General features: G+C 72.0%; 12 protein-coding genes and 1 pseudogene. 3 read left to right on the top strand and 10 right to left on the bottom strand.

Annotated elements, in window-relative coordinates:
* Nucleotides 1-140 precede the first annotated feature (140 nt).
* A pseudogene (locus AC6H2I_RS04310) lies at nucleotides 141-390 on the top strand (IS66 family transposase); the annotation flags it as partial.
* Nucleotides 391-499: 109 nt separating this feature from the next.
* Here the strand turns inward: AC6H2I_RS04310 and AC6H2I_RS04305 are convergent.
* From AC6H2I_RS04305 to AC6H2I_RS04265, 9 genes are all read right to left on the bottom strand, one after another.
* Nucleotides 500-682, bottom strand: coding sequence for a LysR family transcriptional regulator (locus tag AC6H2I_RS04305; protein ID WP_497499341.1), 183 nt, complete (start codon nucleotides 680-682; stop codon nucleotides 500-502).
* Entirely contained in the window at nucleotides 679-1539 is an 861-nt protein-coding gene (locus AC6H2I_RS04300; RefSeq protein ID WP_497499340.1) for an AraC family transcriptional regulator, read from the bottom strand. The genes AC6H2I_RS04305 and AC6H2I_RS04300 overlap by 4 nt, the downstream gene beginning before the upstream one ends.
* A 77-nt stretch (nucleotides 1540-1616) precedes the next feature.
* Nucleotides 1617-2885 carry a glycerate kinase type-2 family protein gene (locus AC6H2I_RS04295; protein ID WP_497499339.1) on the bottom strand — a complete coding sequence of 423 codons (1269 nt, stop codon included), beginning with the start codon at nucleotides 2883-2885 and terminating at the stop codon, nucleotides 1617-1619.
* 149 nt (nucleotides 2886-3034) lie between these two features.
* Nucleotides 3035-3937, bottom strand: coding sequence for a 2-hydroxy-3-oxopropionate reductase (gene glxR, locus AC6H2I_RS04290; RefSeq protein ID WP_497499338.1), 903 nt, complete (start codon nucleotides 3935-3937; stop codon nucleotides 3035-3037).
* A 27-nt stretch (nucleotides 3938-3964) separates the two neighbouring features.
* Nucleotides 3965-4762 carry a hydroxypyruvate isomerase gene (gene hyi / locus AC6H2I_RS04285; RefSeq protein ID WP_497499337.1) on the bottom strand — a complete coding sequence of 266 codons (798 nt, stop codon included), beginning with the start codon at nucleotides 4760-4762 and terminating at the stop codon, nucleotides 3965-3967.
* Nucleotides 4763-4796: 34 nt separating this feature from the next.
* Complete coding sequence (gcl, locus tag AC6H2I_RS04280) at nucleotides 4797-6566, bottom strand: glyoxylate carboligase (RefSeq protein WP_497499336.1); 1770 nt, start codon at nucleotides 6564-6566, stop codon at nucleotides 4797-4799.
* A 206-nt stretch (nucleotides 6567-6772) separates the two neighbouring features.
* Nucleotides 6773-7690 carry an IclR family transcriptional regulator domain-containing protein gene (locus AC6H2I_RS04275; RefSeq protein ID WP_497499335.1) on the bottom strand — a complete coding sequence of 306 codons (918 nt, stop codon included), beginning with the start codon at nucleotides 7688-7690 and terminating at the stop codon, nucleotides 6773-6775.
* A gap of 68 nt (nucleotides 7691-7758) precedes the next feature.
* Entirely contained in the window at nucleotides 7759-9081 is a 1323-nt protein-coding gene (guaD, locus tag AC6H2I_RS04270) for a guanine deaminase (RefSeq protein WP_497499334.1), read from the bottom strand.
* Between the two features lie 10 nt (nucleotides 9082-9091).
* Complete coding sequence (locus AC6H2I_RS04265; RefSeq protein ID WP_497499333.1) at nucleotides 9092-10294, bottom strand: urate hydroxylase PuuD; 1203 nt, start codon at nucleotides 10292-10294, stop codon at nucleotides 9092-9094.
* Nucleotides 10295-10520: 226 nt separating this feature from the next.
* Here AC6H2I_RS04265 and uraD point away from each other — a divergent pair, with 226 nt between their 5' ends.
* Entirely contained in the window at nucleotides 10521-11024 is a 504-nt protein-coding gene (gene uraD / locus AC6H2I_RS04260; protein ID WP_497499332.1) for a 2-oxo-4-hydroxy-4-carboxy-5-ureidoimidazoline decarboxylase, read from the top strand.
* Nucleotides 11021-12262: an allantoate amidohydrolase gene (locus tag AC6H2I_RS04255; protein WP_497499331.1), complete on the top strand. Its 1242-nt coding sequence runs from the start codon at nucleotides 11021-11023 to the stop codon at nucleotides 12260-12262. Before uraD ends, AC6H2I_RS04255 begins: the two co-directional genes overlap by 4 nt.
* A gap of 10 nt (nucleotides 12263-12272) precedes the next feature.
* On the opposite strand, the gene AC6H2I_RS04250 is transcribed toward AC6H2I_RS04255, so the two are convergent.
* A complete protein-coding gene (locus AC6H2I_RS04250) occupies nucleotides 12273-13205 on the bottom strand; it encodes an AraC family transcriptional regulator (RefSeq protein ID WP_497499330.1) in 933 nt (310 codons plus the stop codon).
* Nucleotides 13206-13261 lie beyond the last annotated feature (56 nt).

Genomic DNA, 13261 nt, shown 5'->3' with positions numbered 1-13261 from the left:
TCTGCCACCACCACGAGAACTTTCGGCGCAACGGAAGACATAATATATTAGCAGAGTCAAAGCGCCCTTTCAACCTGCGAGACGGCTTTCATCGTCCTCCGGATTTGGTACGCTTTTACCCCCTTCGCAGAGCGCCGCGTCAGCTGTCCAAGCCCCTGGTTAATGACTTGAAAGGCTGGATGCGGGCGGCCGCGGCGGGGATGTCGAAGCACACACCTGTGACCAAAGCGACAGACTTCTTGCCGTCCCGCCGGGAGGGCTTCACCTGCTCCTGCACGACGGCCGGATCTGCCCAATGAGCAACGCCGCCGAACGCGCTGAGGGGCATTGCTCTGGGCCGAAGGGCATGGTGACCTGCGGTCGGACCGGGGCAGGCAGCATGCTGCAGCGAGCGCCTTCCGAGGTGGCGCAGAATCCGCAGGAAAATTTCTCTAAGATGTAAGTGCGAATCGAGCGATTGATGCATTCCATCGATGGTACTCGCGCCAGCCGATAGCTATCATCGGCCATCTGATGCGTTCCCACCACTCCGGCGCAAAGCTGTAGCTGACAGCCGCGCCGACAGGGCCGGCTGGGTGATGCCGAGGTGGGCCGCGGCGCGGGTGACGTTGCGCTCCCTCAACAGGGCGTCGAGGGTCAGCAGCAGGCCCCCGTCGATGTCGAACAGGCGCTCGCGCGTCATGCCGCCGCCGCGCCGCAGATCCGCCGGTAGGCGGCGGGCGTCACGCCGTAGGCGCGCCGGAACCAGCGCCCGAGATGGCTCTGGTCGGCAAAGCCGACCTCGGCCGCGGCGGCGGCCGGCGCCACCCCGGCCGCCAGCAGGCGCCGGGCCGCCTTGAGCCGCAGGCGCACGAGATAGGCGTGGGGCGACTGACCGAACGCGGCGCGGAAGGCCCGGTTCAGGCGGAAGCGGTCGACCCCGGCGGCGGCGGCCAGGGCCTCCAGCCCGACGTCCTCGGCCATGCGGTCGTGGAGCAGGTCGCGGGCCGACCGGACCGCGGGTTCGACCGACCGGCGCACGCCCGCCGCCGCCGCGGCATGGCCGGCGAGCTGGGCGGCCAGCCGGTCGAGCGCGAGGTCGCGGGCCAGCCGGCCCTCGCCGCCGTGCAGGGCCAGAAAGGCGGCGCGGATGGCCGCCACCAGGGCCGGGGCATCGCACAAGGTGGCGCGGAATCCCGGAACGGCGGTGGGCGCCAGGGCCCGCCCACCCGCCGCCCGCACCCCGTCCAGCCGGGCGGCCAGCACCGGCACCGGCAGGTAGAGCATGGCGTAGGTGAACCCCTCGGCGGCGGAGGTGTGGCCGTCGTGCACCTCGCCCGGCTCCATCAGGATGGCGCGGCCGGGGGTGCTGACGTTCTCGCGGCGGCGGCAGCGGAAACGCTGCTCGCCCTGCTCGGTCACCCCGACCAGCACGTCGTCGTGGTCGTGCGGGTCATAGGCGTGGCCGGTGAAGTGGGCGCGGATGGTCTCGATCCCGGTGTCCGCATCACGGCGCAGCGACACCCAATCGCCGCGCCCGTTCGCTGCGCCGCCTGCCATGGGTCCCCCCGCTTGCCGTCACGCCCGCCCAGGTCCCCATTGCCGCACGGCGCCGCGGGCCGTGTCAACGGGCGCGCTCAGCCCGGCGGCAGCACCAGCATGGCGCGGAAGTCGTTGACGTTGGTCAGCGTCGGCCCGCTGACCAGCAGGTCGCCGACGTCGCGGAAGAAGCTGTAGCCGTCGTTGTCGGCCAGCCGTGCCTTGGCGTTCACGCCGGCGGTGGCGGCGCGGACCAGGGTGTCGGGGGTGAGAAGGGCGCCGGCGTTGTCCTCGGTGCCGTCGATGCCGTCGGTGTCGGCGGCCACCGCCCACACCTCCGGCGCCCCGTCCAGGGCCACCGCCAGCCCCAGCAGGAACTCCACGTTGCGGCCGCCGCGGCCGCTGCCGCGCACCGTCACCGTGGTCTCGCCACCGGACAGGATGGCGCAGGGCGGCACCGCCGGCTGGCCGACCCGGGCGGCGTGGCGGGCGATGGCGGCGTGCACGCGGGCGACCTCGCGGGCCTCGCCCTCGATCGCGTCGCCCAGGATCAGCGGCGTCACCCCGGCGGCGCGGGCCACCGCGGCGGCGGCCTCCAGCGAGGCCTGGGGGGTGGCGACCAGGATGTTGGTGACGCCGGCCAGCCGGTCGTCACCGGGCTTGGGCGTCTCGCCCGCGCCGCGCTCCAGATGGGCGCGCACGGCGGGCGGCAGGTCGATGCCGTACTTGGCGATCACCGCGCGGGCGTCGGCGAAGCTGGTGGGGTCGCTGACCGTCGGTCCCGAGGCGATCACCGAGAGGTCGTCGCCCGGCACGTCGGAGATCACCAGCGCCACCACCCGGGCCGGGTGGGCCGCCAGCGCCAGCCGCCCCCCCTTGACCGCGGAGAGGTGCTTGCGCACGCAGTTCATCTCGGTGATGTCGGCGCCCGAACGCAGCAGGGCCTTGGCCACCGCCTGCTTGTCGGCCACGGTCAGCCCCTCCGCCGGGGCCGCCAGCAGGGCCGAGCCGCCGCCCGAGATCAGGCACAGCACCAGGTCGTCGGGACCGAGACCCGACACCGTCTCCAGGATGCGCCGGGCCGCCGCCTCGCCGGCCGCGTCGGGCACGGGATGGGAGGCCTCGACCACCTCGATCCGCCGGGTCGGCACGGCGTGGCCGTAGCGGGTGACCACCAGGCCCGACAGCGCGCCCGGCCAGTGGTCCTCGACCGCCTTGGCCATGGACGCCGCGGCCTTGCCGGCGCCAACCACCACGGTGCGGCCCCTGGGCGGCTCCGGCAGGTGCGGCGGCACGCACACCGCCGGCAGGGCGGCGTCCACCGCCGCCTTGAACATCGCCTGAAGAAGCTGCCGCGGGTCCTGCATGGGTGTCTCTCCTGAATGCTCCCGCCCCCGGCACCGCCGGGGACGGGGTGGGGTGGGCACGGTGTCGCCGAAAAGCCGGAGCCCACCTTAGCAAAAGTGGACGTCCGGCTTGCCAGCGAAACCGTGCCGCCACCCGGTGGCGGCCGGCGTTACTCCGCCGCCACCGCTTCGGCCTGGGCGACCTCGTGGTTGGCCATCAGCTCCAGCGCGCGGACCATGGCGGAGTGGTCCCACCCCTTGCCGCCGTTGGCGGCGCAGGCGTTGAACAGCTCCTGGGCGGTCGCCGTGTTGGGCAGGCTGATGCCCAGCGCCCGCGCCCCGCTGAGGGCCAGGTTGAGGTCCTTCTGGTGCAGCTCGATGCGGAAGCCGGGGTTGAAGGTGCGCTTCACCATGCGCTCGCCGTGCACTTCCAGCACGCGGGAGTTGGCGAAGCCGCCCATCAGCGCCTGGCGCACCTTGGCCGGGTCGGCGCCCGCCTTGGAGGCGAACAGCAGGGCCTCGGCCACCGCCTCGATGTTGAGCGCGACGATGATCTGGTTGGCCACCTTGGTGGTCTGGCCGTCGCCGTTGCCGCCCACGAGCGTGATGTTCTTGCCCATCAGCTCGAACAGCGGCTTCACCGTCTCGAACGCCGTGTCCGGGCCGCCGACCATGATGGTCAGCGACGCCGCCTTGGCGCCGACCTCGCCGCCCGACACCGGGGCGTCCAGGTAGTCGCAGCCCAGGGCGTTGATCTTCTGGGCGAACTCCTTGGTGGCGATGGGCGAGATCGAGGACATGTCGACCACGATCTTGCCGGCCGACAGGCCGGCCGCCACGCCGTTCTCACCGAACAGCGCCGCCTCGACGTGGGGGGTGTCCGGCACCATGGTGATGATGACGTCGGCCTTGCCGGCCACCTCGGCGCCGCTGGCGCAGGCGGTGGCGCCGGCCGACGTCAGGTCGTCCGGAACCGGGGCGATGTCGTAGAGGAACAGGGTGTGGCCGGCGTTGATCAGATGCGCGGCCATCGGGCGGCCCATGATGCCCAGGCCGATGAATCCCACCTTCATGGCGTCTCTCCTCGTGTGCGTCGTTGTTCAGGCGGCCGCGGTGGCCTTGGCCCGGTACGGGGCGAACCAGCCCAGACCCTCGCTGGTCTTGGCGGCGGGCTTGTACTCCGCGCCGATCCAGCCCTGGTAGCCCATGGCGTCGATGGCGGCGAAGACGTTGGGGTAGTTGATCTCGCCGGTGCCCGGCTCGTTGCGGCCGGGGTTGTCGGCGATCTGGATGTGGGCGATCTTCGGCAGCAGGCGCTTCATGGTGGGGATCAGGTCCCCCTCCATGATCTGCATGTGGTAGACGTCGTACTGGATGAAGAGGTTGTCGGAACCGACCGCCTCCAGCACCGCCTCCGCCTGGGCCGTGGTGGTGAGGTGGAAGCCCGGGATGTCGCGGGTGTTGATGGGCTCCATCAGCAGCCGGATGCCGGCCTCCTTCAGCTTCGGCGCGGCGAACTTCAGGTTGTCGACGAAGGTCTGCGCGACCGTGTCGGCGGCGACACCCTCGGGCGCCTTGCCGGCCAGGCAGTTGACCTGGGTGCAGCCGAGCGCCGTGGCGTAGGCGATGGCCTTGCCGACGCCGTCCTGGAACTCGCCGACCCGGTCGGGCAGGCAGGCGATGCCGCGCTCACCCTTGTCCCAGTCGCCGGCCGGCAGGTTGTGCAGCACCTGCGTCAGCTTGTTGCGCTGCAGACGCTCCACCAGCGCGTCGGCCTCGAAGGCGTAGGGGAAGAGGTACTCGACCCCTTCGAACCCGTCCTTGGCCGCCGCGTCGAGGCGGTCGAGAAAGTCGATGTCGGTGTAGAGCATCGACAGGTTGGCTGCGAACTTCACCATCGAAATCGTTCTCCCTGATGTGCGCCGAGCGCGCTTAGACCAGCACCGTTTCCGGCTGCGGTTCGGTGATGTCGAGGGTTTCCTCGAACTCGGTGACGTTGTCGATCTCGGTGCCCATGGCGATGTTGGTCACCCGCTCGAGGATGACCTCGACCACCACCGGCACCTTGAACTCCTTGGTCCAGGCCTGGGCCTTGGTGAAGGCGGCGCCGAGATCGTCGGGATCGGTCACCCGGATCGCCTTGCAGCCCAGCCCCTCGGCCACCTTCACGTGGTCGACGCCGTAGCCGTTCATCTCCGGCGCGTTGATGTTCTCGAACGAGAGCTGGACCTGGAAGTCCATCTGGAAGGCGCGCTGCGCCTGCCGGATCAGGCCGAGGTAGGAGTTGTTCACCAGCACATGCACATAGGGCAGGTTGTGCTGGGCGCCCACCGCCAGCTCCTCGATCATGAACTGGAAGTCGTAGTCGCCGGACAGCGCCACGATGTTGCAGTCGGGATCGGCGACGCGCACGCCCAGCGCCGCCGGCAGGGTCCAGCCCAGCGGGCCGGCCTGGCCGCAGTTGATCCAGTGGCGCGGCTTGTAGACGTGCAGGAACTGGGCGCCGGCGATCTGCGACAGGCCGATGGTCGAGACGTAGCGGGTGTCGCGGCCGAAGGCGCGGTTCATCTCCTGGTAGACGCGCTGCGGCTTGATCGGCGTGTTGTCGAAGTCGGTGCGGCGGTGCATCGTCCGCTTGCGGCGCTGGCAGTCGGCCACCCAGGCGGAGCGGTCCTTGAGCTTGCCCGCCGCCTGCCACTCCTTGGCCACGGCGATGAACTGGTCGAGCGCCGCGCCGGCGTCGGAGACGATGCCGAAGTCGGGGGTGAACACCCGGCCGATCTGGGTCGGCTCGATGTCGACGTGCACGAACGTGCGGCCCTTGGTGTAGACCGGCACGGAGCCGGTGTGGCGGTTGGCCCAGCGGTTGCCGATGCCGAGCACGAAATCGGACTCCAGCATGGTCGCGTTGCCGTAGCGGTGCGCGGTCTGCAGGCCGACCATGCCGGCCATCAGCGGATGGTCGTCGGCGATGGTGCCCCAGCCCATCAGGGTCGGGATGACCGGCACGCCCACCAGTTCGGCGAACGCCACCAGGCGGTCGCTGGCGTCGGCGTTGATGATGCCGCCGCCGGCCACGATCAGCGGCCGCTCCGCCGCGTTCAGCATGGCCAGCGCCTTCTCCACCTGGGCGCGGCTGGCGGCCGGCTTGAAGGCGGGCAGCGGCTCGTAGGCGTCGGGATCGAACTCGATCTCCGCCATCTGCACGTCGAGCGGCAGGTCGATCAGCACCGGTCCGGGGCGCGACGAGCGCATGAGGTGGAAGGCCTGCTGGAACACGTAGGGGACCTGCGCCGGCTCCAGCACCGTCACCGCCATCTTGGTCACCGGCCGGGCGATGTCGGCGATGTTGATGGCCTGGAAGTCCTCCTTGTGCAGGCGGGCGCGCGGCGCCTGGCCGGTGATGCACAGGATCGGCGTGGAATCGGCGATGGCCGAGTAGAGGCCGGTGATCATGTCCGTGCCGGCCGGGCCGGAGGTGCCGACGCACACCCCGATGTTGCCGGCCTTGGCGCGGGTGTAGCCCTCGGCCATGTGCGAGGCGCCCTCGACATGGCGGCCCAGCACGTGTCCGATGCGGCCGTTGCGCTGCAGGGCGGCGTAGAACGGGTTGATGGCGGCGCCGGGCACGCCGAAGCAGACCGAGACGCCTTCCTTCTCCAGGACGTGAACCGCCGCATCGATCGCGGTCATCTTCGGCATCGCTGGTCCCTCCCCATGTTCGATTTGCTGATGGTCGATTTCCTGACGACACGCTAGGCCGCCGTGGGGGAAATCGGCAACATGGGGTGGAAGGGTTTTCAAGATACGGAATTTCACCGATTCTGCGTTACACTACAGTGACATGCCCGACGCCATTTTCCTACCCGAGTGGGCAGGTGCCGGGCCCGGAGGGGCACGGCGCCGGCTCAGCCGACGCGGCGCGCCATCACCTCGGCGGCGGGACGGACGGCGCCCGACGCCTCCTCCGCCGCCTCCCGGGTCGCCGACAGACCGCCCAGCTCGCGGGTCACCGCGGCCGCCGCCGCGCCCACCAGGGTGCCCAGGACGGCCAGCCGGGCGTCGTCGATGCGGGCCGCCGGGCCGGACACCGAGATCGCCGAGGCGGGACGGCCGTGCTCGTCGAAGATGGGGGCGGCGATGCAGCGCATGCCCACCGCGTGCTCCTCGTCGTCGATGGCGTAGCCGCGGGCGCGCACCCGCGCCAAGTCGTCGCGCAGCGCCCGCGGCGTGCCCAGGGTGTGCGCGGTGAAGGGCGGCAGGCCGTGGCGCTCCAACACCTTGGAGACGTCGCGGTCGGGCAGCCAGGCCAGGATGGCCTTGCCAACCGAGGAGCAGTGCATCTTGACCCGGCCGCCGGGCCGGGCGATGGCCCGCATCAGCTGCCGGCACTCGATCTGGGTCAGGCACATGGCCTCGCCGCCGTCCTCGACGTAGAGGTTCACGGTCTCGCCGCTCTCCTCCATCAGGCGGCGCATGTGGGGGCGCGCCATCAGGGCCACGTCGCGGGTGCGCACGAAGGCGTTGCCGACGGTGAACGCCCCCACCCCGACCTGCCACACGTTGCCGATCGGGTCGAAGCGGGCGAACTGCTGCTGCTGCAAGGTGGTGAGCAGGCGGTGGGCGGTGGACGGGGCGAGACCCACGGTCTGCGACAGCTCGGTGAGGGTCAGACCGTCATGGCTGTTGGCCAGCGTCTGCAGGATGCCCAGCGCGCGCTGCAACGATTGGACCTGCCCGGTCCGGTCGGCGCCGGCACCGCCGGCACCCCTGTCCGCGGCCTTGACGCGGGTGCGCGCCGCGTCCGCCTGCCTCGCCTTCGCCATCGACCGCCCTCGCCACTTCCACGATGCGGATCAGTTTCCACGTTTTCGCACCGCGGTGCGAGCGGAAATCACGAGTCCCGGTCGTGCACCCGGCGGCCCCGCAGGTAGGTGGCGCGCACCGCCCGGTCGTCGCCCAGGGTCATCAGCACGAACAGCTCCTCCTCCAGGTCGCCGCGGACCGTCCCCATGCGGTGGGCCATGGCCGGGGTGGCGCGGCTGTCCAGCACCACCAGGTCGGCCCAGCGGCCGGGCTCCAGCGCGCCGATCTCGCCGTCGAGGTCGAGCGCCAGGGCGTTGCCCCGGGTCATCTGCGCGAAGGCGGCCAGCGCCGGCAGGTTCTGGCCCTGGAGCTGCAGGACCTTGTAGGCCTCGGCCGCGGTGCGCAGCATGGAATAGCTGGTGCCGCCGCCGACATCGGTGGCCAGCGCCGTGCGCACCGGCCGGTGGTCCCGGGCGACCCGCGCCAGGTCCATCAGGCCGCTGCCGATGAACAGGTTGGAGGTCGGGCAGAACACCGCCACCGAGCCGCTGTCGGACAGCCGCGTCAGCTCGTCCTCGGCGAGGTGGATGCAATGGCCGAACAGGGAGCGCGGCCCCAGCAGGCCGAAGCGGTCGTAGACGTCGGTGTAGCTGGCGGCCTCGGGGAAGAGGGCGCGCACGGCGGCAATCTCGTCGGGGTTTTCCGACAGGTGGGATTGCAGGTAGACGCCGGGGTGCTCGCGCAGCAGCCGGCCCGCCGCGGCGAGCTGCTCGGGCGTCGAGGTGATGGCGAATCGGGGGGTCACGGCGTAGCGCTGGCGGCCGCGGCCGTGCCAGCGCGCGATCAGCGCCCGGCTTTCGGCGTAGCCGGTCTCGGCGGTGTCGGTCAGCCCCGCCGGGGCGTTGCGGTCCATCATCACCTTGCCGGCCACCAGCCCCATGCCGCGCCCCTCGGCCTCGGCGAACAGCGCCTCCACCGATTGCGGGTGGACCGAGCCGTAGGCGACCGCCGTCGTCGTGCCGTTGCGCAGCAGCTCGTCCACGAAGAAGCGGGCGCTGGCCGCGGCATGGGCCGCGTCGGCGTATTTCTGCTCCTCGGGAAAGGTGTAGGTGGTGAGCCAGTCCAGCAGCTGCGCCCCGTAGGAGGCGATGACCTGGGTCTGCGGAAAGTGGATATGGGCGTCGATGAAGCCGGGAAGGATCAGCCCGTCGGGGTGATGGTCGACGGGGACGCCCTCGGGCAGCCGCGCCGCCATCGCTTCGGCCGGGCCGACGGCGGCGATCCGCCCGCCCTCCACCAGCAGGACGCCGTCCTCCAGATAGCGGCAGCCGGCCCGGTCGCCGGGGCCGGCGGGCCCCGCGGTGAAGGTCAGCAGACGGCCGCGCAGGGCGCGGGTGGCAGGGCCGGTCATGGTGCCTCCGTCACCGGGCGGCGGCGGGATCGGCGGCCCACAGCGCCAGCACCCGCCGTTCCTCTGGGGTGATGCCGGTGATGTTGGCCGGCGGCATGGCCTCGCTGAGGCCGGCCTGGATGCCGATCGGCGCGGCGTGGCGGCGGATGGCGGCGGGGGTGTCGAGCACCACGCCGCGCGGCGGCGCCGGGATGCCCTCCCACACCGGGGTCTCGGCGTGGCACATGCTGCAGCGGGACAACACGATCTCCTCCACCTCCGCGAACTGCACGGGCGCGGCCGCGGCCTCGGCCGCGGTCACCGGGCGGTTCGGGCCGAAGCTGCCCAGCCAGGCCGCCACCAGCATGCCCGCCGCGGCGACCCCCCAGGTCCACCACGGGGTCGGCCGGCCGGCGTGGCGCATGTTGAAGAAATGGCGGATCGCCGCCCCCACCACCAGCACGACCGCCACGATCACCCAATTGTACCGGGTGGCGAAGGCCAGCGGGTAGTGGTTGGACAGCATCAGGAAAACGACCGGCAGGGTCAGGTAGTTGTTGTGCAGGGAGCGCTGCTTGGCCTTCTTGCCCAGCATGGGGTCCGGCGCCTCGCCGCGCAGCATGGCGGCGACGGTCTTGCGCTGGTTGGGGATGATGGTCATGGCCACGTTGGCCACCATCATCGTGCCGATCAGCGCCCCCACCTGCAACAGCGCACCGCGGCCGCTGAACACCAGGGTCAGCGCCCAGGCCACCGCCACCAGGAAGAGGAAGCCGACGGCGGCGAGCCGCCCGTCATGGTCGCCCAGCGGCGACTTGCAGAGCCGGTCGTAGACCACCCAGCCCAGCACCAGCGACCCCAGCGAGAGGGCGATGGCCTGCCAGACCTCCAGTTCCAGGACCGCGGGGTCGATCAGCAGCAGGTCGGCCTCGCGCCAGTACAGCACCACCAGCAGGGCGAAGCCGCTGAGGAAGGTGGTGTAGGCCTCCCACTTGAACCAGGTCAGCTCCTTGGGGAGGTGGGCCGGGGCGACCATGTACTTGACCATGTTGTAGAAGCCGCCGCCGTGGATCTGCCACGCCTCGCCCGCCGTTCCGGCCGGCAGGTGCTCGCGCCGCTGCAGGCTGGCGTCGAGGTGGATGAAGTAGAACGACGAGCCGATCCACGCGATGGCCGCCACCGCGTGCAGCCAGCGCACCATGAAGTTGACCCAGTCCCAGGCGAACGCGTCCATTGCCGGCCCCTTCCACGACACTCCGTCCGTTGATTCTACCACGGCGGCGCGGCGCGGGCTGCCGCTGCATCGCAGCATGGTATCGCCAGCTGTTTCAAAGTTTTCCGAAAGATGCGCGCCGGCGGCCGCTTCCGCGCGGGATCGCGAACACAGTTTCAAAGCAAACAGGAAAGCGCCACCGTGGCGGTCCGCGCTATGCTGCGGTGCGCAGGCGGCGGAGGAGCGGATGACACCCAGCACCATGGACCGGGAGGCGTTCGTCGCCGCCTTCGGCGGGGTGTTCGAGCATTCGCCCTGGGTCGCCGAGGCGGCGTGGGCGCGCGGCATCACCGCCGTCCACGACACGGCGGAGGGCCTGCACGCCGCGCTGTGCGCGGCGTTCCGCGGCGCCGGGCGGGAGCGCCAGCTGGGCGTCCTGCGCGCCCACCCCGACCTCGCCGGGCGGCTCGCCGTGGCCGGGGGGCTCACCGCGGACTCCTCGGCCGAGCAGGCCGCGGCCGGGCTCGACCGCTGCACGCCGGCGGAGTTCGCCCGCTTCACGGCGCTGAACGACGCCTACACGGCGCGCTTCGGGTTTCCCTTCATCATGGCGGTGCGCGGCCGCACCCGGGCCGGGATCCTGGACGCCTTCGCGGCGCGCGTCGGCAACGACGCGCCCACCGAATTCGCGACCGCGCTGGACCAGGTCGAACGCATCGTGCGGCTGCGCCTGACGGAGATCCTGCCGTGAGCGACGGACTGATGGCCCGGCTCGACGCCTTCGCCACCCATTCGGCGGAGCGGGGTGCGCTGACCCGGCTCTACCTGACGCCCGAACACCGGGCCGCCGCCGACCGGCTGACTGGCTGGATGGCCGAGGCGGGGATGAGCGTGCGCCTCGACGCCGCCGGCACGGTGATCGGACGCTACGAGGGAGCCGCCCCCGGCGCCCCGGCCCTGCTGATCGGCTCGCACATCGACACGGTGCGCAACGCCGGCAAATACGACGGCAATTTCGGCGTGCTGGCCGGGGTCGCCGCGGTCGCCGAGCTGCACCGGCGGGGCGAGCGCCTGCCGTTTGCGGTGGAGGTCCTGGGCTTCGGCGACGAGGAGGGGGTGCGCTTTCCGGTCACCCTGACCGGCAGCCGCGCCGTGGCCGGCACCCTCGACCTCGCGGCGGTGGCCGTGGCCCGCGACGGCGACGGGGTGCGCCTGGCCGACGCGCTGGCCGCCTTCGGCGGCGACCCCGCGGCCCTGCCCGCCGCCGCCTACCACGCGGAGGACGTCCTGGCCTTCGTCGAGGTGCACATCGAGCAGGGCCCGGTGCTGGAGGCCGAGGGGCTGCCGGTCGGCGTGGTCACCGCCATCAACGGCGCCTCGCGGGCGGCCCTGACGGTGACCGGCGTGGCCGGGCACGCCGGCACGGTGCCCATGGCGCTGCGCCGCGACGCCCTGGCCGCGGCGGCGGAGATGGTGCTGGCGGTGGAGGCGCGGGGCGCCGCCGAGCCCGACCTGGTGGCCACCGTCGGCCGCATCGACGCGCGGCCGGGCGCGGTCAACGTCATCCCCGGCGCCACGGTCTTCACCCTGGACGTGCGGTCGCCCGACGACGCCGCGCGGCGGGCGGCGCTGGCCGAGATCCTCGGCGCGTGTGAGGCCATCGCCCGGCGGCGCGGCGTGGCGCTGGCCGTGGAACACACCCACGACGCCGCCGCCACCGCCTGCGCCGCCCCGCTGATCGCCCAGCTGGAGGCGGCGGTGGCGCGCCAGGGCATCCGGCCCCGGCGGCTGGCCAGCGGCGCCGGCCACGACGCCATGGCGCTGGCGGCGCTGTGCCCGGTGGGCATGCTGTTCGTGCGCTGCCTGGGCGGCATCAGCCACAACCCCGCGGAATCCATCACCGCCGGAGACGCCGACACCGCCGTCGCCGTCCTGCTCGACTTCCTGCGCCACTTCACCCCGCCGGCCGGCGCCGCCGCGCCCCAGTGACCCACCCGCGTCAGGCGCCGGGCACCGCCCGGCTGTCCCGGGCGTAACGCCGGGGGGAACAGCCCATGGTGCGCCGGAACGCCGTGTTGAAGGCGTGTTCGGAGGTGTAGCCGAGCGACAGGGCCACCCGCGCGATGGTGTCGTGCCCCTCGATCAGCCGTTCCCCGGCGAGCATCATCCGCCAGCGCGTGAGGTAGGCGATCGGCGTCTCCCCGACCGTGTCGCGGAAGCGCTGGGCGAAGGTGGACCGCGACATCCCGGCCCTGCGCGCCAGGGCGGGCAGGGTCCAGGCGAAGGCGGGGTCGCCGTGCATCGCCGCGATCGCCGCGCTCATCTGGGGATCGGCCAGGGCGGCGAACCACCCGACATCCGTGTCGGACCGGCCGGCGAGGTGGAGGCGCAGCGCCTGCACCAGCATCATGTGGGACAGGTGCTGGGCCACCAGGGAGGAGCCGGGCCGCGCCTCCCGCAGCTCCTCCATCATCCACTCGATGGACCACCGCAGCTTGGTCTGGTCGCCCGACGTCTCCACCCGGATCAGCGGCGGCAGCGTGCGCAGCAGCGCCTCGGCGTGGCGCCCGTTGACCTCGAACCGGCTGCCGACCAGGAACACGTCGCCGCCGCCGTTCCAGACCACCACCTCGCCGCTCCGGTTCGGGTCCAGCACCTCGCTCGCGCGCAGCGCGGGAACGGCCGGGTCGCTGGCGATGCGGACGGGGCGGCCGCTGGGAAGCACGAAGCAGTCACCCTCGCCCACCCGGACCGGGTCGTCGCCGGTGTCGAGCGTCACCCAGCACGCGCCCTTGATCACCGCGTAGCATTTGATCCGGCCGGCCAGGTCGTCCAGGGACAGGGCCCACGCCCCTCCGGCGTCGAAACCGGCGGTGATGTAGCTGCGCGGCTTCAGCAGGGCGAGCACCTGGGACAGGGGGTCCATGGGCATCTCGGACGATCGCGAACAAAGGACGGATTTCCACGCATAGATCGTTCCCGATGGTG

It is taken from the genome of Azospirillum sp. NS33 (genome assembly GCF_059703765.1).
The sequence above is the reverse complement of the archived record's forward strand: the minus strand, read 5'-3'. Positions and strand labels throughout refer to the sequence as shown.

What these genes read in the sequence shown, in the direction of transcription:
- AC6H2I_RS04305 (WP_497499341.1), bottom strand. Translation starts at nt 682, where the DNA reads ATGACGCGCGAGCGCCTGTTCGACATCGACGGGGGCCTGCTGCTGACC.
- AC6H2I_RS04300 (WP_497499340.1), bottom strand. Translation starts at nt 1,539, where the DNA reads ATGGCAGGCGGCGCAGCGAACGGGCGCGGCGATTGGGTGTCGCTGCGC.
- AC6H2I_RS04295 (WP_497499339.1), bottom strand. Translation starts at nt 2,885, where the DNA reads ATGCAGGACCCGCGGCAGCTTCTTCAGGCGATGTTCAAGGCGGCGGTG.
- glxR (WP_497499338.1), bottom strand. Translation starts at nt 3,937, where the DNA reads ATGAAGGTGGGATTCATCGGCCTGGGCATCATGGGCCGCCCGATGGCC.
- hyi (WP_497499337.1), bottom strand. Translation starts at nt 4,762, where the DNA reads ATGGTGAAGTTCGCAGCCAACCTGTCGATGCTCTACACCGACATCGAC.
- gcl (WP_497499336.1), bottom strand. Translation starts at nt 6,566, where the DNA reads ATGCCGAAGATGACCGCGATCGATGCGGCGGTTCACGTCCTGGAGAAG.
- AC6H2I_RS04275 (WP_497499335.1), bottom strand. Translation starts at nt 7,690, where the DNA reads ATGGCGAAGGCGAGGCAGGCGGACGCGGCGCGCACCCGCGTCAAGGCC.
- guaD (WP_497499334.1), bottom strand. Translation starts at nt 9,081, where the DNA reads ATGACCGGCCCTGCCACCCGCGCCCTGCGCGGCCGTCTGCTGACCTTC.
- AC6H2I_RS04265 (WP_497499333.1), bottom strand. Translation starts at nt 10,294, where the DNA reads ATGGACGCGTTCGCCTGGGACTGGGTCAACTTCATGGTGCGCTGGCTG.
- uraD (WP_497499332.1), top strand. Translation starts at nt 10,521, where the DNA reads ATGACACCCAGCACCATGGACCGGGAGGCGTTCGTCGCCGCCTTCGGC.
- AC6H2I_RS04250 (WP_497499330.1), bottom strand. Translation starts at nt 13,205, where the DNA reads ATGCCCATGGACCCCCTGTCCCAGGTGCTCGCCCTGCTGAAGCCGCGC.